18 protein-coding genes are annotated in these 19,671 nt (G+C 70.3%); 8 read left to right on the top strand and 10 right to left on the bottom strand.

Going from position 1 to position 19,671, the window contains the following annotated elements:
• Positions 1 to 83 precede the first annotated feature (83 nt).
• Positions 84 to 767: a FadR/GntR family transcriptional regulator gene (locus ACSHXC_RS29975; protein ID WP_438294550.1), complete on the top strand. Its 684-nt coding sequence runs from the start codon at positions 84 to 86 to the stop codon at positions 765 to 767.
• 46 nt (positions 768 to 813) lie between these two features.
• Here the strand turns inward: ACSHXC_RS29975 and ACSHXC_RS29970 are convergent, their stop codons facing one another.
• The 3 genes from ACSHXC_RS29970 to fabG all read right to left on the bottom strand — a co-directional run bounded on the left by ACSHXC_RS29970 (position 814) and on the right by fabG (position 2,824).
• A complete protein-coding gene (locus ACSHXC_RS29970; protein ID WP_438296901.1) occupies positions 814 to 1,146 on the bottom strand; it encodes a hypothetical protein in 333 nt (110 codons plus the stop codon).
• A gap of 197 nt (positions 1,147 to 1,343) precedes the next feature.
• Entirely contained in the window at positions 1,344 to 2,114 is a 771-nt protein-coding gene (gene fabI, locus ACSHXC_RS29965; RefSeq protein ID WP_053730751.1) for an enoyl-ACP reductase FabI, read from the bottom strand.
• 5 nt (positions 2,115 to 2,119) lie between these two features.
• Entirely contained in the window at positions 2,120 to 2,824 is a 705-nt protein-coding gene (gene fabG, locus ACSHXC_RS29960) for a 3-oxoacyl-[acyl-carrier-protein] reductase (protein ID WP_438294549.1), read from the bottom strand.
• Between the two features lie 209 nt (positions 2,825 to 3,033).
• Here fabG and ACSHXC_RS29955 point away from each other — a divergent pair, with 209 nt between their 5' ends.
• The 3 genes from ACSHXC_RS29955 to tyrS all read left to right on the top strand — a co-directional run bounded on the left by ACSHXC_RS29955 (position 3,034) and on the right by tyrS (position 7,379).
• Positions 3,034 to 4,545, top strand: a complete 1,512-nt coding sequence (locus tag ACSHXC_RS29955) for a TldD/PmbA family protein (RefSeq protein ID WP_438296899.1) — start codon at positions 3,034 to 3,036, stop codon at positions 4,543 to 4,545.
• Between the two features lie 115 nt (positions 4,546 to 4,660).
• Entirely contained in the window at positions 4,661 to 6,058 is a 1,398-nt protein-coding gene (locus ACSHXC_RS29950) for a metallopeptidase TldD-related protein (RefSeq protein WP_438294548.1), read from the top strand.
• 52 nt (positions 6,059 to 6,110) lie between these two features.
• Complete coding sequence (gene tyrS, locus ACSHXC_RS29945) at positions 6,111 to 7,379, top strand: tyrosine--tRNA ligase (RefSeq protein WP_438294547.1); 1,269 nt, start codon at positions 6,111 to 6,113, stop codon at positions 7,377 to 7,379.
• A gap of 58 nt (positions 7,380 to 7,437) precedes the next feature.
• Here tyrS and ACSHXC_RS29940 read toward each other — a convergent pair whose 3' ends face one another.
• Positions 7,438 to 7,713 (bottom strand): GlsB/YeaQ/YmgE family stress response membrane protein, encoded by a 276-nt coding sequence (locus tag ACSHXC_RS29940; RefSeq protein WP_053730746.1) that lies wholly within the window; start codon positions 7,711 to 7,713, stop codon positions 7,438 to 7,440.
• Positions 7,714 to 7,927: 214 nt separating this feature from the next.
• Between ACSHXC_RS29940 and ACSHXC_RS29935 the strand changes: the two genes are divergently transcribed.
• Positions 7,928 to 8,302: a DUF3099 domain-containing protein gene (locus ACSHXC_RS29935; RefSeq protein ID WP_438296897.1), complete on the top strand. Its 375-nt coding sequence runs from the start codon at positions 7,928 to 7,930 to the stop codon at positions 8,300 to 8,302.
• Between the two features lie 195 nt (positions 8,303 to 8,497).
• A complete protein-coding gene (locus ACSHXC_RS29930; protein ID WP_381227064.1) occupies positions 8,498 to 8,737 on the top strand; it encodes a hypothetical protein in 240 nt (79 codons plus the stop codon).
• Here ACSHXC_RS29930 and moaA read toward each other — a convergent pair.
• From moaA to ACSHXC_RS29915, 3 genes are all read right to left on the bottom strand, one after another.
• The gene (gene moaA, locus ACSHXC_RS29925) at positions 8,720 to 9,709 is read right to left on the bottom strand and encodes a GTP 3',8-cyclase MoaA (RefSeq protein ID WP_438294546.1); all 990 of its coding nucleotides are present in this window, start codon (positions 9,707 to 9,709) and stop codon (positions 8,720 to 8,722) included. The genes ACSHXC_RS29930 and moaA overlap by 18 nt on opposite strands.
• Before the next feature lie 174 nt (positions 9,710 to 9,883).
• Entirely contained in the window at positions 9,884 to 11,512 is a 1,629-nt protein-coding gene (locus tag ACSHXC_RS29920; protein WP_438294545.1) for a solute symporter family protein, read from the bottom strand.
• Entirely contained in the window at positions 11,509 to 11,874 is a 366-nt protein-coding gene (locus ACSHXC_RS29915; RefSeq protein WP_438294544.1) for a DUF485 domain-containing protein, read from the bottom strand. The genes ACSHXC_RS29920 and ACSHXC_RS29915 overlap by 4 nt, the downstream gene beginning before the upstream one ends.
• Positions 11,875 to 12,236: 362 nt before the next feature.
• Here ACSHXC_RS29915 and ACSHXC_RS29910 point away from each other — a divergent pair, with 362 nt between their 5' ends.
• Complete coding sequence (locus tag ACSHXC_RS29910; protein ID WP_438294543.1) at positions 12,237 to 13,778, top strand: S8 family peptidase; 1,542 nt, start codon at positions 12,237 to 12,239, stop codon at positions 13,776 to 13,778.
• A gap of 53 nt (positions 13,779 to 13,831) precedes the next feature.
• Here ACSHXC_RS29910 and ACSHXC_RS29905 read toward each other — a convergent pair whose 3' ends face one another.
• The 3 genes from ACSHXC_RS29905 to ACSHXC_RS29895 are packed head-to-tail and all read right to left on the bottom strand — an operon-like array spanning position 13,832 to position 16,437.
• Positions 13,832 to 14,875 carry a zinc-dependent alcohol dehydrogenase family protein gene (locus ACSHXC_RS29905; RefSeq protein WP_438294542.1) on the bottom strand — a complete coding sequence of 348 codons (1,044 nt, stop codon included), beginning with the start codon at positions 14,873 to 14,875 and terminating at the stop codon, positions 13,832 to 13,834.
• A gap of 18 nt (positions 14,876 to 14,893) precedes the next feature.
• Complete coding sequence (locus tag ACSHXC_RS29900; RefSeq protein ID WP_438294541.1) at positions 14,894 to 15,559, bottom strand: lysoplasmalogenase; 666 nt, start codon at positions 15,557 to 15,559, stop codon at positions 14,894 to 14,896.
• Positions 15,556 to 16,437, bottom strand: coding sequence for a sterol desaturase family protein (locus ACSHXC_RS29895; RefSeq protein ID WP_438294540.1), 882 nt, complete (start codon positions 16,435 to 16,437; stop codon positions 15,556 to 15,558). The genes ACSHXC_RS29900 and ACSHXC_RS29895 overlap by 4 nt, the downstream gene beginning before the upstream one ends.
• A gap of 161 nt (positions 16,438 to 16,598) precedes the next feature.
• Here ACSHXC_RS29895 and ACSHXC_RS29890 point away from each other — a divergent pair, with 161 nt between their 5' ends.
• Positions 16,599 to 19,670 carry an NACHT domain-containing protein gene (locus ACSHXC_RS29890; protein ID WP_438294539.1) on the top strand — a complete coding sequence of 1,024 codons (3,072 nt, stop codon included), beginning with the start codon at positions 16,599 to 16,601 and terminating at the stop codon, positions 19,668 to 19,670.
• Position 19,671 lies beyond the last annotated feature (1 nt).

Genomic DNA, 19,671 nt, shown 5'->3' with positions numbered 1-19,671 from the left:
GCGTCATCATAGAATCATGGGATGATTGGTTGTCCAATCGTTTCACCGACCTCGTTCACGGCCCCCTCCCGGACAGGAACACCATGACCCTGAGCTCTCCCCGGCGGTCCGCCCTCGCCGACCAGGTGATCGCGCAGCTGCGCAACCAGATCACCTCGGGCGAGTGGGCGGTGGGTTCACGCATCCCGACCGAGCCGGAGCTGGTCGAGCAGCTCGGGGTGGCGCGCAACACCGTCCGCGAGGCCGTCCGCGCCCTCGCGCACAACGGCCTGCTCGACATCCGCCAGGGCTCGGGGACGTACGTCGTGGCGACCAGCGAGCTGGCCGGGGTGATGCACCGCCGGTTCGCCGACGCGGACCCGCGTCATGTGGCCGAGCTGCGCTCCACGCTGGAGTCGTCGGCGGCGAAACTGGCGGCCGAGCGGCGCACCGAGCGCGAGCTGAAGCAGCTGGACACGCTGCTTCAGCGGCGTGAGGAGGCGTGGGCCTCGGGCGACCGGGAGGCCTTCGTCGCGGCCGATGCCACGCTCCATCTGGCGGTCGTCGCGGCCTCGCACAACGACGTACTGACCGAGCTGTACGCCGACCTCGGCCATCTGCTGCGCGACTGGCTGCGGGACGACGTGGCGCTGGAGATGACTCCGGAGAACCACATGGACCACGGCCGGATGGTCGACGCGATCCGGGCCGGCGACGCGGAGAGGGCCGCCTCCGAGGCCGCCGCCCACGCCTTCATCTGCCTGCCGGACCGGCTCGAAGGCCGCTGAACGGGCTGACCGACGGCAGCCGGCCGGCCGTGGCGCTCTCCCGCGGTCAGGGCGCCTTCTGGTGGGTCACCCAGACCGCGCGGACGTCCTGCCAGCAGCGGTCGCCCAGCCGTACGGTCTGCCCGGGGCCCACCTCCACCGGCGCCGCGTCCGCGTCCAGGTCCCACCAGTGCGCACAGTCGGTGTGCAGGCGCACCAGATCGGCGTCCGGGTAGGGGTTGTGGCAGTACGCGATGACGTGCGAGCCCTGCACGGAGGTCCGGCACGCGGCGCCGAACGGCGCGGGCGGCGCCACCGCGGGCGCTGGGTCGGGGGCGGTGGCGGCGCGCACCACGGAGGGCGCGGCGAAACCCGCCGCCGTCGCGAGCAGCAAGAACATCAGGGCCAGAGCCCGGCGCTGCCGCACGTTCAAGGGGCGTACACGCGGACCCGCACGCAAGGGACGCACGCCCCACCTCCTCCCCGGCCGACTGCCCGACATGTCCGTTTGACCAGTCTGCGGGGAAGTCGCGGTCCACGCACGGCGGCCGCCCACCGGATGGTCCGGTGAGCGGCCGCGAAACGTGCTGTGCGGGGTCAGGCACCCACGGCGTGCAGACCGCCGTCGACGTGGATGATCTCGCCCGTGGTCTTCGGGAACCAGTCCGAGAGCAGCGCGACGACGCCCTTGCCGGCGGGCTCGGGGTCGGCCATGTTCCACTCCATCGGGGAGCGGTGGTTCCACACGTCCGCGAGCTCGGCGAAGCCCGGGATGGACTTGGCGGCCATCGAGCCGATCGGCCCCGCCGAGATCAGGTTGCAGCGGATGTCGTCCTTGCCCAGGTCACGGGCCATGTAACGGGACGTGGCCTCCAGGGCGGCCTTGGCCGGGCCCATCCAGTCGTACTGCGGCCAGGCGAACTGCGCGTCGAAGGTGAGGCCGACGACGGCGCTGCCCGGGACGAGCAGCTCGCGCAGGGCCATGGTCAGCGACTTCAGCGAGAACGCAGAGACGTGCATGGCGGTGGCGACCGACTCGAACGGCGTGTTCAGGAAGTTGCCGCCGAGTGCGTCCTGCGGGGCGAAGCCGATCGAGTGGACGATGCCGTCCAGACGGCCGCCGAGCTCCTCCTTGACCAGGCCCGGAAGCCGGTCCAGGTGCTCCTGGTTGGTCACGTCCAGCTCGATGACCTTGGCGGGCTTGGGGAGCTTCTTGGCGATGCGCTCGGTCAGGGTCGGCCGCGGGAAGGCGGTCAGAATGACCTCGGCGCCCTGCTCCTGAGCCAGCTTCGCGGTGTGGAAGGCGATGGAGGACTCCATCAGCACACCGGTGATCAGGATGCGCTTGCCTTCAAGAATTCCGCTCATGGTGATCAGTGACCCATGCCCAATCCGCCGTCAACCGGGATGACGGCTCCAGTGATGTACGAGGCGTCGTCGGAGGCGAGGAACTTCACCGCGGCGGCGATCTCCTCGGGCTGCGCGTAGCGGCCCAGCGGCACCTGGGACACGATGCCCGCGCGCTGCTCCTCGGTGAGCACCTTGGTCATGTCGGTGTCGACAAAACCGGGTGCGACGACGTTGAAGGTGATGTTCCGGGACCCGAGCTCACGCGCGAGCGACCGGGCGAAGCCGACCAGACCGGCCTTGGAGGCGGCGTAGTTGGCCTGGCCCGCCGAGCCGAGCAGCCCGACGACCGAGGAGATCAGGACCACGCGGCCCTTCTTCGCGCGCAGCATGGCGCGGTTGGCGCGCTTGACCACGCGGAAGGTGCCGGTGAGGTTGGTGTCGAGGACGGACGTGAAGTCCTCCTCGGACATGCGCATCAGGAGCTGGTCCTTGGTGACGCCCGCGTTGGCGACCAGGACCTCGACGGGACCGTGCTTGTCCTCGATCTCCTTGTAGGCCTGCTCCACCTGCTCGGTGTCGGTGATGTCGCACCGGACGGCCAAGAAGCCCTCTGGCGGCTCTCCGGAGCGGTACGTGATCGCGACCTTGTCGCCGCTCTCGGCAAAAGCGCGGGCGATGGCGAGGCCGATGCCCCGGTTACCTCCGGTGACGAGAACCGAGCGGCTCAACGGATCACCCTTTCGATAGGCGGATTCGTACTCCCCGCAAACTATCGGTACCGCCTGACTTACGAGGAATCGAGCCCTGACAGTGGCGTGGAACGAGCGCTGTCGGGTCCCTACAGAAAGGCGTAGTCACGAGGCCCGTCGGCGCGACATGATCGGGGCGACCGGTCTCATACGACAGGGAGACAGCTGTGCCATCTGGGACCCATTCCATCGACGAAGCCTTCACGGCGCTGCCCCTGCGGGCACTCGCCGACGCGGCGCTCGCGCGGGCCCGCGCGCTCGGCGCCGACCACGCCGACTTCCGGTTCGAGCGGGTGCGCAGCGCCGCCTGGCGCCTTCGTGACGCGCGGCCCGCCGGATCCTCCGACTCCACCGACCTCGGCTACGCGGTCCGGGTCGTGCACGGCGGGGCCTGGGGGTTCGCCTCAGGGGTCGATCTGACGATGGACGCGGCGGCCAAGGTCGCCTCCCAGGCGGTGGCCATGGCCAAGCTGTCCGCGCAGGTCATCGCGGCTGCCGGGTCGAAGGAGCGGGTCGAGCTCGCGACCGAGCCGGTGCACTCCGAGAAGACCTGGATCTCCTCCTACGAGATCGACCCGTTCTCGGTGCCGGACGAGGACAAGAGCGCGCTGCTCGCCGACTGGAGTGCGCGGCTGCTCCGCGCCGACGGGGTCGAGCACGTGGACGCCTCGCTGCTCACCGTGCACGAGAACAAGTTCTACGCGGACACGGCGGGCACCGTGACCACCCAGCAGCGCGTGCGGCTGCACCCGCAGCTCACCGCGATCGCGGTGGACCGCACGACCGGCGAGTTCGACTCGATGCGCACCATCGCGCCGCCGGTCGGGCGCGGCTGGGAGTACCTGACCGGGACCGGCTGGGACTGGGACGCGGAACTGGATGAGATCCCTTCACTTCTGGCCGAGAAAATGCGGGCGCCCAGCGTCGAGGGCGGCCTCTACGACCTCGTGGTGGACCCGTCCAACCTGTGGCTGACCATCCACGAGTCGATCGGCCACGCCACCGAGCTGGACCGCGCGCTCGGCTACGAGGCCGCGTACGCGGGCACCTCGTTCGCCACCTTCGACCAGCTGGGCAAGCTGGCGTACGGCTCGCAGGTCATGAACGTGACCGGCGACCGGACCGCCGAGCACGGGCTCGCGACCATCGGCTACGACGACGAGGGCGTCGAGGCGCAGTCCTGGGACCTGGTGAAGGACGGCACGCTCGTCGGCTACCAACTCGACCGCCGCATCGCGAAGTTGACGGGTCTGGGACGTTCCAACGGCTGCGCTTTCGCGGATTCCCCCGGGCACGTTCCGGTCCAGCGGATGGCGAACGTCTCGCTCAGGCCGGACCCGGGCGGGCTCTCCACCGAGGATCTGATCGGCGGGGTCGAGCGCGGCATCTACGTGGTCGGCGACCGGTCCTGGTCGATCGACATGCAGCGCTACAACTTCCAGTTCACCGGCCAGCGCTTCTTCCGCATCGAGAACGGGCGCCTTGCGGGCCAGCTCCGCGACGTCGCCTACCAGGCGACCACCACGGACTTCTGGGGCTCCATGGAGAAGGTCGGCGGCCCCCAGACGTACGTCCTGGGCGGCGCCTTCAACTGCGGCAAGGCCCAGCCGGGCCAGGTGGCCGCGGTCTCCCACGGCTGCCCGTCGGCCCTGTTCCGGGGCGTCAACATCCTGAACACCACGCAGGAGGCGGGCCGATGAGCCACATGTTCCGCACCGACGCCCCCGGCCGGGGGTCCGGGGGCCCGCAGCGGCAGCTGCTGATGTCACAGTCCCCGGGAAAGCACAGTCCGAACACCACGCAGGAGGCGGGCCGATGAGCTCCCGTACGACCGTCAAGCCGCACGAGATCGTCGAGCGGGCTCTCGAACTGTCCACCGCCGACGGCTGTGTCGTCATCGCCGACGAGCACTCCTCGGCCAACCTGCGCTGGGCCGGCAACGCGCTGACCACCAACGGCGTCACCCGCGGGCGCACCCTGACCGTGATCGCGACGGTGGACGGCGCCGAGGGCACCGCCTCCGGTGTCGTGTCCCGCTCTGCCGTAACCGCCGACGACCTGGAGCCGCTGGTACGGGCCGCCGAGGCGGCCGCGCGCGGCGCCGGGCCCGCCGAGGACGCCCAGCCGCTGGTCACCGGGGTACCGGTCTCCCCGGACTTCACCGACGCCCCGGCCGAGACCACCTCCGCCGTGTTCGCCGACTTCGCGCCCGCGCTCGGCGAGGCCTTCGCGCGGGCCGGAGCGGGCGGGCGCGAGCTGTACGGCTTCGCCAACCACGAGCTGAGCTCCACCTACCTCGGTACGTCGACGGGCCTGCGGCTGCGCCACGACCAGCCGGGCGGCACCCTGGAGCTCAACGCCAAGTCCCCGGACCGGACCCGCTCGGCCTGGGCCGGCCGCGCGACCGGGGACTTCAAGGACGTCGACGTGGCGGCCCTCGACGAGGAGCTCGCCCGCCGGCTCGGCTGGGCCCAGCGGCGCGTCGAGCTGCCCGCCGGGCGGTACGAGACGCTGCTGCCGCCGACCGCCGTGGCCGACCTGCTGATCTACCAGCTGTGGTCGGCGGCGGCCCGGGACGCGGCCGAGGGCCGGACCGTCTTCTCCCGCCAGGGCGGCGGCACCCGTATCGGCGAGACCCTCTCCGACCTGCCGCTCTCCCTGCGCAGCGACCCGAACGAGCCGGGCCTGGAGTACGCGCCGTTCATGGTGGCGCACGCCTCGGGCGACACGGAGTCGGTGTTCGACAACGGGCTCCCCCTCACCGCGACGGACTGGATGCGCGAGGGCCGCCTGGAGCACCTGGTCACCACCCGGCACAGCGCCGGGCTCACCGGCCTGCCGGTCGCGCCCGCGCCCGGGAACCTGATCCTGGACGGCGGCGGCGAGCGCACCCTGGACGAGATGGTCGCCGCCACCGAGCGGGGCCTGTTGGTGACGTGCCTCTGGTACATCCGCGAGGTGGACCCGGCGACGCTGCTGCTCACCGGCCTGACGCGGGACGGCGTGTACCTCGTCGAGAACGGCGAGGTGGTCGGCGAGGTGAACAACTTCCGGTTCAACGAGTCCCCGGTGGACCTGCTGTCCCGGGCCACCGAGGCCGGCCGCACCGCGAAGACCCTGCCCAGGGAGTGGAGCGACTACTTCACCCGGGCGGCCATGCCCGCGCTGCGCATTCCCGACTTCAACATGAGCTCGGTCAGCCGAGGCGTGTGACCCGCCTAGACTGGCGGTCCCACCCGGAACTACCGCAAGGAGACCCAGAACCGTGACGGACATCGTCGACGAGCTGAAGTGGCGCGGGCTTTTCTCGCTGTCCACTGACGAGGACGCACTGCGCAAGGCTCTCGCGGACGGTCCCGTCACGTTCTATTGCGGCTTCGACCCGACCGCGGCCAGCCTGCACGTCGGCCACCTCGTGCAGGTGCTCACCGTCCGCCGGCTCCAGCAGGCCGGGCACCGGCCGCTGGCGCTCGTGGGCGGCGCGACCGGCCAGATCGGTGACCCGCGGCCGACCGCCGAGCGCACCCTGAACGATCCGGAGACGGTCGCGAACTGGGTGGACCGGCTGCGGAGCCAGATCGAGCCGTACCTGTCCTTCGAGGGCGAGAACGCGGCCGTGATGGTCAACAACCTGGACTGGACCGCGGGCCTGTCCGCGATCGAGTTCCTGCGGGACATCGGCAAGCACTTCCGGGTCAACAAGATGCTCACCAAGGACTCGGTGGCCCGCCGTCTTGAGTCCGAACAGGGCATCAGCTACACGGAGTTCAGCTACCAGCTGCTCCAGGGCATGGACTTCCTGGAGCTGTACCGGCGGTACGGCTGCACCCTCCAGCAGGGCGGCAGCGACCAGTGGGGCAACCTCACGGCCGGGCTCGACCTGATCCACCGCCTGGAGCCGGACGCCGAGGTGCACTGCCTGGCGACGCCGCTGATGGTCAAGGCGGACGGCACCAAGTTCGGCAAGACCGAGGGCGGGGCCGTCTGGCTCGACCCGGAGATGACCACGCCGTACGCGTTCTACCAGTTCTGGCTGAACGTGGACGACCGGGACATCTCGACGTACATGCGCATCCTCTCCTTCAAGTCCCGCGAGGAGCTGGAGGAGATCGAGAAGCTCACCGGGGAGCGCCCGCAGGCGCGCACCGCGCAGCGGGCGCTCGCCGAGGAGCTGACCACGCTGGTGCACGGCGCCGACCAGTGCGCTGCCGTGATCGCCGCGTCCAAGGCGCTGTTCGGCCAGGGCGAGCTCACCGAGCTCGACGAGTCGACGCTGGCCGCCGCGCTGTCCGAGCTGCCGCGCGCCCAGGTGTCCGAACTCGGCCTGGTCACCGACCTGTTCGCCGAGGTCGGCCTGGTCGCCAGCAAGTCGGCGGCCCGCCGCACCGTGAAGGAGGGCGGCGCCTACGTGAACAACGTGAAGGTGACGGCCGAGGACGCGGTGGTCACGGCGGACGAGCTCCTGCACGGGCGCTGGCTGGTGCTGCGCCGGGGCAAGAAGAACCTGGCGGCCATCGAGGTCACCGGCGCCTGAGGTCCGTACGCGCGCGAAGGGGCGGTTCCACTGCGGGACCGCCCCTTCGTCCTGCCCGTCAGGCTCTCTGTTTGTTGCCGCGCAGCGCCATGTACAGCATGTCGCCGAGGAAGACGATGACGACGGCGGCCGCGACCTGGAGGCCGTGCCGGCCCCAGTCGATGCCCTTGGTCTCGGCGATCCCGATCGCCCGGGCGATGGAGTTGCCTACGATACCGCCGATGATGCCGAAGATGGTGGTCAGCCAGAGCGGACTGTGCTGCTTGCCGGGAATGATCGCCTTGGCGATGAGACCGAGCACGAATCCCACGATGATGGCCCACAACCAGCCCATGGCTGCCTCCTAGTACGGCTCGACGTGAGCGGGTTCAGCCAGTGTCAGCCCGTACTCCGTACGGCGCATGTCGGACACCTCCGTACGTGGTACGTACTGCGGCATCCGCGCAGGTAAGAGCCGCCCCGGTCTCGAACCCGGCGGAGCCCCGGCGTACGGTGATAACGGTGCGGGCCGGGGAGAGCCCGCCGTGGAACTCGGGTGGTGGAACGTGATGCGGAAGCAGCGCAGCGGCCAGGTCTTCCGGATCACCGGGGCCCGTCAGGGGCTCGCCGAGGACGTGCGGGGCAGGCAGCGCCGGTATGTGATCTCGATGTCGATCCGTACCGTTTCGGTGGTGCTGACCGCGGTGCTGTGGAACATCGAGCGTCCTGTCGCCATCGTGACGCTGGTACTCGGCGCGCTGCTGCCCTACGTGGCGGTCGTGTTCGCCAACGCGGGCCGGGAGAACGTCACTTCGCTGCCCTCCACCTTCATCCCTGCCCCGGCCCGGCCGGCGCTCGGCGCGGCCCCCGTGGGCGGCGCCGCGGAATCCCCCACGGAACCCACGGCCGGTGACCAGGAGTGGCGTTCGCGCGAACAACGCTGATCCGTCACCGTCCGCGAAGCTCAGGAAAAGCTCAGATCAATCATGAAGTTCCGGTGCACCACACCGGGTCCCCCATGACATACTTCGTAGGCGCTCCGCATCCCCCGTCGGAGCGACGGACCGACGCCGGGCAGCTCCCCCCGTGGCTGCTCGGCGTCGCCTTTTGTACGGGGCTGCATGACGGACAATGTCTCTGTGAGTGACGAGACGACCGACGAGACCCCCATCTGTTCCGCCAAGGGCTGCCGTGCCGCCGCCGTATGGGTCCTGGCCTGGAACAACCCGAAGATCCACACGCCGGAGCGGCGCAAGACATGGCTCGCGTGCGAGGAACACCGCGAGCACCTGTCCCAATTCCTGGGCGTACGGGGCTTCTTGAAGGATGTCGTGACGCTCGCCGAGTGGGAGTCGGCCGGCTCAGCCGCCGATCGCTGACATCGGGCGGTCGGGCTGCAGGAACGAGGGGTCGTCCAGGCCTGAACCGGCCTTCTTCCCCCACATCGCCAGCTTCCACAGCCGGGCGATCTCCTCGTCACCGGCGCCCGAGCGCAGGGCCGCGCGCAGGTCGGACTCCTCGCGGGCGAACAGGCAGGTGCGCACCTGGCCGTCGGCGGTCAGCCGCGTGCGGTCGCAGGCGCGGCAGAACGGGCGGGTCACCGAGGCGATGACGCCCACGGTGTGCGGGCCGCCGTCGACCACCCAGCGCTCGGCGGGCGCGGAGCCCCGCTCGTCGTCGCCCTCGGGGGTGAGCGTGAAGCGCGTACGCAGCGATTCCAGGATGTCGCCGGCGGTGATCATGCCGTCGCGCTTCCAGCCGTGCTGGGCGTCGAGCGGCATCTGCTCGATGAAGCGGAGCTCGTAGTCGTGCTCGACGGCCCAGGCGAGCAGGTCGGGGGCCTCGTCGTCGTTGAGGCCCGGCATCAGGACGGCGTTGACCTTGACCGGGGTGAGGCCCGCCTCGCGGGCGGCCTCCATGCCCTCGATGACGTCCTTGTGGCGGTCGCGGCGGGTCAGTGTCTTGAAAACGTCCGGCCGCAGGGTGTCCAGGGAGACGTTGACGCGGTCAAGGCCGGCGGCCTTCAGAGCGGCCGCGGTGCGCTTGAGTCCGATGCCGTTGGTGGTGATCGACATCTGGGGGCGCGGCTCCAGGGCGGCGCATCGCTCCACGATCCCCACGATGCCCGGGCGAAGCAGCGGCTCGCCGCCGGTGAAGCGGACCTCGGTGACGCCGAGGCCGGTGACGGCGATACGGATGAGGCGGACGATCTCGTCGTCGGTCAGCAGATCGGGCTTGGCCAGCCACTGCAGACCCTCTTCCGGCATACAGTACGTACACCGCAGATTGCACCGGTCGGTGAGTGAGACACGCAGGTCAGTGGCCACTCGGCCGTAGGTGTCGATGAGCACTGTGGGCCCCCTCCCCTGTCCGTCGAAGGTCAGTCGCACATCCGTCGAATGTGTATACACCCGAGCCTACGCGTTGCGTCCGACAACGGGAGAGGCCGATTGTCACGAGGTGCGGCGAGGCCGTGTCGTAGGACTCTACGACACGGCCTCGGCCATCCACGGTGCGGATGTACGTCAGTGGGCACCGACCCCCGTGAGGGACTTCACCTCCAGCTCGGCGTACTTGCCGGCGTCGGGCTCCTCCTTGGACAGGAGCGATCCGATCCAGCCGAGCAGGAAGCCGAGCGGGATCGAGATCAGGCCCGGGTTCTCCAGGGGGAACCAGTGGAAGTCGACGCCCTTGAACATCGACGTCTTGGGGTTGCCGGAGACGACGGGCGAGAACAGCACCAGGAACACCGAGCTGAAGAGGCCGCCGTAGATCGACCACAGCGCGCCCTGGGTGGTGAAGCGTTTCCAGAACAGGCTGTAGAGGATGGTCGGCAGGTTTGCCGAGGCGGCGACGGCGAAGGCGAGCGCGACCAGGCCGGCCACGTTCATGTCGCGAGCGAAGGCGCCGAGCACGATCGCGATCGCGCCGATGAACACGGTCGCCCAGCGGGCGGCCCCCATCTCCTCCTTCTCGGTCGCCTTCCCCTTGCGGATGACGTTGGCGTAGATGTCGTGCGCGAAGGAGGAGGACGAGGCGAGGGTGAGGCCGGCGACGACCGCCAGGATCGTCGCGAAGGCGACCGCCGAGATCACCGCGAGCAGAGTCGCGCCGCCGGTGGTGCCGACGCCGCCGCCCAGGTATTCGGCGAGCTGCGGGGCCGCGGTGTTGCCCGCCGGGTTCTGCGCCTTGATGGCGGCGGGCCCGACCAGCGCGGCCGCGCCGAAGCCGAGCGCGATCGTCATCAGGTAGAACGCCCCGATGATGCCGATCGCCCAGTTCACGGACTTACGGGCGGCCTTCGCGGTGGGCACCGTGTAGAAGCGGATCAGGATGTGCGGCAGGCCCGCCGTGCCGAGCACGAGCGCGACGCCGAGCGAGATGAAGTCGAGCTTGGAGGTGCCGTTCGCCCCGTACTTCAGGCCGGGTTCCAGGAACGCCGAGCCCTTGCCGCTCTTCTCCGCGGCCGTGCCGAGCAGGTCGGAGATGTTGAAGTGGAACTTGAGCAGCACCAGGAAGGTCATGAGGACGGCGCCCGCGATGAGCAGCACCGCCTTGACCATCTGGACCCAGGTGGTGCCCTTCATGCCGCCGATGGTGACGTACACGATCATCAGGACGCCGACCAGGGCGACGATGAGGATCTTGCCCGCGTCGGTGGTGATGCCGAGCAGCAGGGAGACGAGCACGCCCGCGCCGGCCATCTGCGCGAGCAGGTAGAAGATCGAGACGACGATGGTGGAGGCGCCTGCCGCGGTGCGGACCGGACGCTGGCGCATCCGGTAGGCGAGCACGTCGCCCATCGTGTAGCGGCCGGAGTTGCGCAGCGGCTCGGCGACCAGGAGGAGCGCCACCAGCCAGGCGACCAGGAAGCCGATGGAGTACAGGAAGCCGTCGTAGCCGAACAGCGCGATGGCTCCGGCGATGCCGAGGAACGACGCGGCCGACATGTAGTCGCCGGAGACCGCGAGGCCGTTCTGGAAGGCGGTGAACTGGCGGCCGCCCGCGTAGAAGTCGGACGCGTTCTTGGTCTGCCGGCCGGCCCAGACGGTGATGGCGAGCGTCGCGGCGACGAACACCGCGAACAGGGTGATGATCAGCGGCCGGTGCTCGGTGGTCGCGGAGGCCGCGAGGGGAACGAGGGCGGGGCTCATGCGTCGGCCTCCATGCGGGACTTGATGGCCTCGGCCTTGGGGTCGAGCTTCGCCGCTGCGTGCCGCGAGTAGAACCAGGCGATGAGGAAGGTGGTCAGGAATTGGGCGAGGCCGAAGACGAAGGCCACGTTGATGTTGCCGATGACCTTGGTGCCCATGAAGCCGCCCGCGTAGTTGGACAGCAGCACGTACAGCAGGTACCAGACGATGAAGCCGATAGTCAGCGGGAAGGCGAACGAGCGGTGCGCGCGGCGGAGTTCGCCGAATTCCGCGCTCTGCTGCACCGCGGTGTACGCCTCGGTGCTGGGCTGGGCCGGTCGGGGGTCCGCCCCGGCTTCGGGCGGCGGCGCGTCGGTGGCCACGGAATCTCCTCGCGATGCTGATGCGGCGGGAACGGAACATTCGGACATAGGGGTCCTCGCTGTGGGGTGTGATGCGGTCCCCCTGACAACGGCACGGAGCGCGGGGCGTCTCGGTTCAGTCCAGCCGTTTTTTCTCCGTGGCGCATCCGCCACCGGCGCGTGGCGCGTTCCGCGCGCACGCCGGGTCGACTACGCGACTTTCTTCGCGGACTCGGCACAAGCCGTTGATCCGTCGAGATGATCGGCGATAGCTTCACGCTCAATGTGCCGGGCGGTACCGGTGCCGCCGGAGCAGTCGTCGCCCTTCCTCACGTTCTTGACCACGTACGCATCGAGAGTTCCGCCAACCCCATGGAGACCCCATGACGTTGCACATCTCCCGTACGCGCCGCGCCGTCGCCGCCTCGGCGGGCCTGGCCACCGCCGTCGCGCTGGCGCTGCTTCCCGGCACGGCTTCGGCCGCCTCCGTCGGCATCGGCCCGTCGAGCGCGAAGGCCGCGCAGACGGCCGGGCCCGAGCTGAGCTACATCGTCAACGTCCGTCCCGGGCACGGGAATTCGGCCCGGGTGCAGAGAGCCGTCGCCGAGGCGGGCGGCTCGGTGCTCCAGGCGTACGACCAGATCGGCGTGCTCGTCGTGCACTCCGCCAACGCGGACTTCGCGAAGACGATCCGCGAGGTCAAGGGCGTCGAGTCGGCGGGGGCGACGCGGACGGCGCCGCTGCCCGCGCAGTCCACCACCGATGTGGGCACGCCGAAGAATCTCACCGCCGAGGACCTGAAGGCGGCGGCCGCGAAGGCCGCGCCGGGCGAGGATCCCCTGGAGCCGCTCCAGTGGGACCTGAAGGCGATCAAGGCGGACAAGGCGCACGAGAAGACGCTGGGCAGTTCCAAGGTCACCGTCGGCGTGATCGACACGGGCGTCGACGACACCCACCCCGACATCGCGCCCAACTTCGACCGCGCCAAGTCGGTCAGCTGCATCACCGGCAAGCCGGACACCACGGACGGCGCCTGGCGCCCGTTCAGCACCGGCGGCTCCCCGCACGGCACCCATGTGGCGGGTGAGATCGCGGGCGCCAAGAACGGCGTCGGCATCACCGGGGTGGCGCCCGGCGTGAAGGTCGCGGCCATCAAGGTGTCGACGCAGGGCGGCAGCTTCTTCTACACGGAGTCCGTGGTCTGCGGCTTCGTGTGGGCGGCCGAGCACCACATCGACGTCACGAACAACAGCTATTACACCGACCCCTGGTACTTCAACTGCAAGAACGACCCCGACCAGAAGGCGCTGGTCGAGGCGATCACCCGGGCCTCGAAGTACGCCGAGTCCCAGGGCACGGTGAACGTGGCCGCGGCCGGCAACGAGAACTACGACTTCGCGGCCGACTCGATCACCGACCCGTCGAGCCCGAACGACACGACCCCGGGCAGCCGGGTGATCAACCCGCGTGAGTGCCTGGACATCCCGACCCAGCTGCCGGGTGTGGTGACGGTCGCCTCGACCGGCGCCAAGGGCCTGAAGTCGTCGTTCTCCAACTACGGCCTCGGCATCATCGACATCGCGGCCCCGGGCGGCGACTCGACCGCGTACCAGCCGCCGCAGGCCCCGGCCACCAGCGGCCTGATCCTCGGCCCGGTCCCCGGCGGCACCTGGGCCTACATGGCCGGTACGTCCATGGCGACGCCCCATGTGGTGGGCGTGGCGGCCCTGCTGAAGTCGCAGCACCCGTACGCGTCGGCGCTGGAGATCAAGGCGCTGCTCGCGGTGCAGGCGGACAGCACCCCGTGCACCACGCCGTACGACATCGACGGTGACGGCAAGGTGGACGCGGTCTGCCAGGGCGGCACGTTCTACAACGGCTTCTACGGGGCGGGCATCGCCAACGCCCTCAACGCCGTGAAGTAGCAAGGGAGTCGAGGGGCCGTCCGGTTCGCCGGGCGGCCCCTTCGGCATGTGTACTACGGCTTGACGAGGACCTTCAGGGCGGTGCGGTCGTCCATCGCGCGGTAGCCGTCGGGCACGCCCTCGATGCCGACCGTGAGGTCGAAGACCGGGGACGGGTCGATGGTGCCGTCGAGCACGTCGGCGAGCAGCTCGGGGATGTAGGTGCGCACGGGGGCGACGCCGCCGCGCAGGGCGATGTTGCGGTCGAACATGACGCCGAGGTCGAGGCCGGTGCCGGAGCCGTGCGGGACACCGACGTAGCCGATGGCGCCGCCGTCGCGGGTGATCTCGACGGCGGTGCGCATGGACTGCTCGGTGCCGACGGCCTCGATGACGGCGTGCGCGCCCTGGCCCCGGGTCAGCTCGCGCACCGCGGCGACGGCGGCCTCGCCGCGCTCGGCGACGACGTCGGTGGCGCCGAAGAGCTTCGCTGTGTCGGTACGGACCTGGTGGCGGCCGAGCGCGATGATGCGCTCCGCGCCGAGGCGCTTGGCGGCGAGCACCCCGCACAGGCCGACGGCGCCGTCACCGACGACGGCGACGGTCGAGCCGCGCGTGACGCCCGCGCCGATGGCGGCGTGGTGACCGGTGCCCATGACGTCGGACAGCGCGAGCAGCGCGGTCAGGAGGTGGTCGTCACCGGCTGCGTCGGCGGGGAGCTTGACGAGGGTGCCGTCGGCGAACGGGACGCGGACGGCCTCGCCCTGGCCGCCGTCGGAGCCGACCGAGCCCCAGAACCCGCCCTGCGGGCAGGAGGTGGTCAGGCCCTCGGAGCAGAAGTCGCAGGTGCCGTCGGACCAGACGAACGGCGCGACGACCAGGTCGCCCTTGCTGAACCCGCGCACCTCGGGGCCGGCCTCCTCGACGATGCCGAGGAACTCGTGCCCGATGCGCTGTCCGGGCTGACGCGCGGACTCGCCGCGGTAGGCCCACAGGTCGCTGCCGCAGATGCAGGCGCGCAGGACCCGGACGACCGCGTCGGTGGACACCTGGACCTTCGGGTCCGGCACGTCCTCCACCCGGATGTCGTGCGGAGCGTGGATGACGGTGGCGCGCATGCTGCAGGTCCTTGCCGGTCAGGGGGTGGTACGGGACCTCTCACGGTACGCCTGCGCGAGAAGTGCCTGCGCGGCGAGATAGGTCAGCATGATGCAGAAGTCGGGGCGCGGCGGCTGCGGCCAGTCGGCGACGCCGGTGGCGATCAGGGTGTCGGAGAGCAGGAACAGCGCCCCGCCGAGGCCCACGAGCGGGCCGAGCCGCGACGAGCGGTAGGCCATCGCGGTGAGCAGCAGGCTGTATCCGGCGACCGGGACGCGCAGCCCGCCCGGCAGGTCCGGCCAGAGCGCGGCGACGGTCCCGACCAGGGCGATACCGTACGCGGCGCCGAGCCCGGCATGCGTCCTGCCCCGCCCGAACAGCACGAGGTAGCAGACGTGCCCGGCGGCGAAGCAGCCCATGCCGAGCAGGAACGCGGCATCGGCGCCCGACAGCAGGAACACGTCGCCGCCCCAGCCGCACAGCAGCGCCGCGATGAGCAGCCGGGGCCCGCCCCGCGCGTACACGTGCCCGGCGAGCAGCGGCATGAGGAGCGGCTTGGCGAGGAGGTGCCCGGTGTGCCAGCCCGCGAGCAGCGAGACCAGATCGACGGCCGAGGCGAGGCCGAAGGCGACGAGGAGCGGGGGGAGCGCGGCGGCGTTTGCGCTCGCCCCGCGCGGAACGGCGTCCGCGCCGGGCTGCGTCATACGGCGCGCTCCGCCACGGCGGGCTCGGCGGCCGTCGCCACCGGGGGCTGCGGCTGCCAGCCCGGGCCGCGGAAGACCCGCCCGGCCCGCTCGCGCCAGGTGCGGGCGGCCCGCACGTCGCGGGCGATGGCGGCGTACTCGTGGGTGGCGACGCGCAGCGGGTTGAAGGTGGAGATGTTCTTGGTGAGGCCGAACACGGGCCGCTCGGTCTCGGCCGTGAACGAGCCGAACATCCGGTCCCAGATGATCAGGATCCCGCCGAAGTTGCGGTCGAGATAGCCGCCCTGAGAGGCGTGGTGCACCCGGTGGTGGGAGGGCGTGTTGAGCACGTACTCGAACGGCCGGGGCAGCTTGCCGACCCGCTCGGTGTGCACCCAGAACTGGTAGACGAGGTTCGCCGACGAGCAGAACGCGAGGACTGCCGGATGCACGCCGAGCGCGATGAGCGGCACGTAGAAGGGCCACACGGTCCAGCTCGTCCAGGGCTGGCGCAGCGCGGTGGTGAGGTTGAACTTGCGGCTGGAGTGGTGCACCACGTGGCAGGCCCACAGGATGCGGATGACGTGGTGGCCGCGGTGCGACCAGTAGTAGAAGAAGTCCTGCCCGAGCAGCATCAGCGGCACGGTCCACCACAGGACCGGGATCGCGAGCGGGGTGAGTGCGTAGATCGCCGTATAGACGGCGACAATCGGAATCTTCCACAACGCGTCGAAGACCAGACTGCCCAGGCCCATGCCGACGCTGGTGGCGGCGTCCTTCGTCTCGTACCCGGCGGCGTCCTCGTCCGGATGGAGCCGGTAGCTCACCATCTCGATGACGGTGAGCAGCACGAAGGCGGGTATCGACCACAGCACGACATCGGGCAGGTTCGGCGACATGCCTGCACCGTAGGGGCGGGGCGGCAGGTCCGGCTAGATGTTGTTACCGACAAGTATGCGAGACGTGTTGTCAGCAGGCTTTGGTGAGTTCTGCCAAGGGGACGCCAGGGGCGCGGCGTACGATCGCGGACACCGGTGCACTCATGGGGGAGGCAACTACCGTGCCAGGACTGGAAGTTGTGGTGTTGCGGCTGGCGAGCACGGTGGTGTCGACGGTCGCGAAGTCGGCCTTGGCCCCGAGGCCGGGCGCGGGTCTGGTGGCCGGGCCACTGCGCCCCCTGCCGAAGCCCGCGTCGCCGGACCGCCTGGCGAAGGTCCTCGGCCACCGCCTGGAAGAGGCGTACGGCTCGCTCCCCGAACACGAGCGGACGGCGGCCGCCGACGCGGTACGGGACAGCTTCGCGGCGGCGGACGGGATCGACACGGAACGCCTTTTCGCGCTGGGCCTGGCTCCGGACCGGCTGGCAGACGAACTGCGCCGCCCGCACCCGGGGCCGGGCCGGCCCCTCTACGAGGAACTCCTGACCCTGTGCTGCGCACACGTCCTGGAACAGCTCACCGCGCATCCGTCCTTCGCGGCGCGGGCGGCGGTGGAGCAGACCAGGTCGGCGGACGCCGCACGCGAGCTGATCGAGGACGTACGCGACCGGGTGGGCCCGCGCCCCGAGGCCGCCGCTCTCGCCTTCGAGGAGAAGTACGCGCGGTACGTGGAGCAGACGCACGGCCGCCTTGAGCTGTTCGGTCTCACTCTCGGCCGGTCGGCGAGCGAGTGGCCGCTGGACACCGCGTACATCAGCCTGGCCGTCAGCGACGAGCCCCGGCAGGCGATGGGGCTGCCCCACGCCCGGCCGACCACGGTGAGCGTGGAGCACGCCCTGGCCGGCACGGACCGGCTGCTCCTTCGCGGCCCGGCGGGTTCGGGCAAGTCGACGCTCGTGCAGTGGCTGGCGCTGAACGCGGCGCGCAGATCGTTCGGGCCCGAACTGGCCGACTGGAACAGGTGCGTCCCGTTCGTGCTGCGCCTGAGGGCCTTCACCGCGTCGGAGTCCCTCCCCCTGCCGGAGGAGTTCCTGCGCGCGGCCGGGGTACCGCTGTCCCCGGCGTCCGGCTGGGCCGAGTCGCTCCTCACGGAGGGCCGGGCGCTGGTCCTGGTGGACGGGGTGGACGAGGTGCCGATGCGGCTGCGGGCCCGCACGGAGGCCTGGCTGAAGTCGCTGGTCACCGCCTTTCCGCGGGCTCGGTACGTGGTGACGACGCGACCGTCGGCGGTGTCGGAGGACTGGCTGGCGGGCCGCGGCTTCGTGGCGCACTCGCTCCTGCCGATGGAGCGGGAGGACGTGCGCGCGTTCGTGGCGCACTGGCACGACTCGGCACGGCTCGCCTGCCCGGCGCCCGACGAGCGGGCCCGCCTGGACGCGTACGAGCAGTCGCTGCTCACCGCGGTGAGCTCCCGCCGCGACCTGGGGCGGCTCGCCACCAACCCGCTGATGTGCGCGCTGCTGTGCGCGCTGAACCGGGACCGCCGCATGCAACTCCCGCGCGCCCGCAAGGAGTTGTACGACGCGGCACTCGACATGCTGCTCGTGCGGCGCGACACCGAGCGGGAGATCACCGGTGTCGAGGGCGTCACCCTCACCCGGGACGAGCAGACGGCCCTGCTGCAACGCCTCGCGTACTGGCTGATCCGCAACGGTCTCAATGAAGCCGACCGGGGCGAGGCCGCGCTGATGGTCACGGAGTGGCTGTCCGCGATGCCGCAGGTCACCGGCGAGCCGGACCAGGTCTTCGCCCACCTGTTGATCCGCAGCGGGCTGCTGCGCGAGCCGATGCCGGGCGCGATCGGCTTCGTGCACCGCACCTTCCAGGACTACCTGGGCGCGAAGGCGGCGGTGGAGGAGCGGGACTTCGGGGTGCTTGTGCGCAACGCGCACGACGACACGTGGGACGACGTGGTGCGGATGGCCGTGGGCCACGCCCGGGTGGATGAACGGGCCCGCCTGTTACGCCAGTTGCTGCGCCGAGCCGACCATGCGCCGCGCCTCCGGCATCGACTTGTGCTGCTGGCGGCGGCTTGCCTGGAGCATGCGCCGGAGCTGGATCCTGCGGTGCGGGCCGAGGTGGAGGAGCGGGCGCGGGAGCCGATGCCGCCGCGCACCTGGGACGAGGCCGAGTCACTGGCCAAGGTGGGGCCGCTGGTCTTGGAGCTGCTGCCTGGGCCGGAGGGGTTGAGCGAGCAGGAGGCGGCTTGTGTGGTGCGGACTGCGAGCCTTGTCGGCGGCGACGCGGCCCTGAATGTGCTGACCCGCTTCAACACGGACGGACGTCCGATGGTGTGCGTCCAACTCTCGTGGGCCTGGGGGAAGTTCGATGCTGCCGAATACGCCACGCAGATCCTCGTTCCAGCCCCGGAGTGGAGCACCGTCTATCTCACCATACGGACCGAGGATCAGCTGACCCAGCTGAAACGGCTGCAGCACCTCAAGAGGCTCGTGCTGGAGGGCGACCACGCCCTAATGGACATGCTTCCCGCCGGTCGGCATCTGACTGGCCTGACCCTCTACTCGAACGGTGTTGTCGAGGACCTCACCCAGCTGAGCCAACTGTCTTCTCTGGAGCAACTCCAAGTCCACGGCTGTCCAGCCGTCAGGGATCTCGGACCGGTGGGCGACCTCCCCGGAATCCGCCGATTGAACCTCTACGACCTGAGGCCCGGAATCGACCTCGAACCGCTCGCACGACTCACTCAGCTGGAACGCCTGTCGCTGGGCACTCCATGCTTGATTCGATGCTTGGCCGACCTGCCAGCCCTGGAGAAGCTGGTCGACCTCGGACTTCACCGGCGTATGGAAGGGACCAGCCTGGACGGCCTGGAGCGCTGGCCCGGCCTGCGGTCCTTGACCATCACAGGCGAACTCCAGGCAAAGGAGCTGGCCCGACACCCCGCGCCGCGGGAACTGCGCACTCTGGAAATCCTCGATCATCAAACCCTCGACATAACGAAGTTGGCTCGGTACCGCAAACTGACGTCGCTCTATCTCAACGGGTGCCACCTGATGTCGGGCCTTGCGGTCCTGCGCGAGCTGCCAGATTTGCAGTACGTGAGCCTCTATGACTGCACAGGCCCCATCGACCTCAGCACCCTCAACCAGCTACACCAACTCCGCATCCGGCACGAGCTCACCGAAGTCCAAGGCGCCGAACTTCTCCCGCCAGAGCGCGTACAGCGGGCTTGAA

This window comes from Streptomyces sp. HUAS TT7 (genome assembly GCF_051550175.1).
In the GTDB taxonomy this organism is placed as follows: Bacteria; Actinomycetota; Actinomycetes; order Streptomycetales; family Streptomycetaceae; genus Streptomyces.
This window is presented reverse-complemented; position numbering and strand designations above follow the sequence as displayed.

Excerpts from the sequence above, each read along its gene's own strand:
- ACSHXC_RS29975 (WP_438294550.1), top strand. The coding sequence starts at position 84 with ATGACCCTGAGCTCTCCCCGGCGGTCCGCCCTCGCCGACCAGGTGATC.
- ACSHXC_RS29970 (WP_438296901.1), bottom strand. The coding sequence starts at position 1,146 with ATGTTCTTGCTGCTCGCGACGGCGGCGGGTTTCGCCGCGCCCTCCGTG.
- fabI (WP_053730751.1), bottom strand. The coding sequence starts at position 2,114 with ATGAGCGGAATTCTTGAAGGCAAGCGCATCCTGATCACCGGTGTGCTG.
- ACSHXC_RS29950 (WP_438294548.1), top strand. The coding sequence starts at position 4,661 with ATGAGCTCCCGTACGACCGTCAAGCCGCACGAGATCGTCGAGCGGGCT.
- ACSHXC_RS29940 (WP_053730746.1), bottom strand. The coding sequence starts at position 7,713 with ATGGGCTGGTTGTGGGCCATCATCGTGGGATTCGTGCTCGGTCTCATC.
- ACSHXC_RS29935 (WP_438296897.1), top strand. The coding sequence starts at position 7,928 with ATGCGGAAGCAGCGCAGCGGCCAGGTCTTCCGGATCACCGGGGCCCGT.
- ACSHXC_RS29920 (WP_438294545.1), bottom strand. The coding sequence starts at position 11,512 with ATGAGCCCCGCCCTCGTTCCCCTCGCGGCCTCCGCGACCACCGAGCAC.
- ACSHXC_RS29910 (WP_438294543.1), top strand. The coding sequence starts at position 12,237 with ATGACGTTGCACATCTCCCGTACGCGCCGCGCCGTCGCCGCCTCGGCG.
- ACSHXC_RS29905 (WP_438294542.1), bottom strand. The coding sequence starts at position 14,875 with ATGCGCGCCACCGTCATCCACGCTCCGCACGACATCCGGGTGGAGGAC.
- ACSHXC_RS29900 (WP_438294541.1), bottom strand. The coding sequence starts at position 15,559 with ATGACGCAGCCCGGCGCGGACGCCGTTCCGCGCGGGGCGAGCGCAAAC.
- ACSHXC_RS29895 (WP_438294540.1), bottom strand. The coding sequence starts at position 16,437 with ATGTCGCCGAACCTGCCCGATGTCGTGCTGTGGTCGATACCCGCCTTC.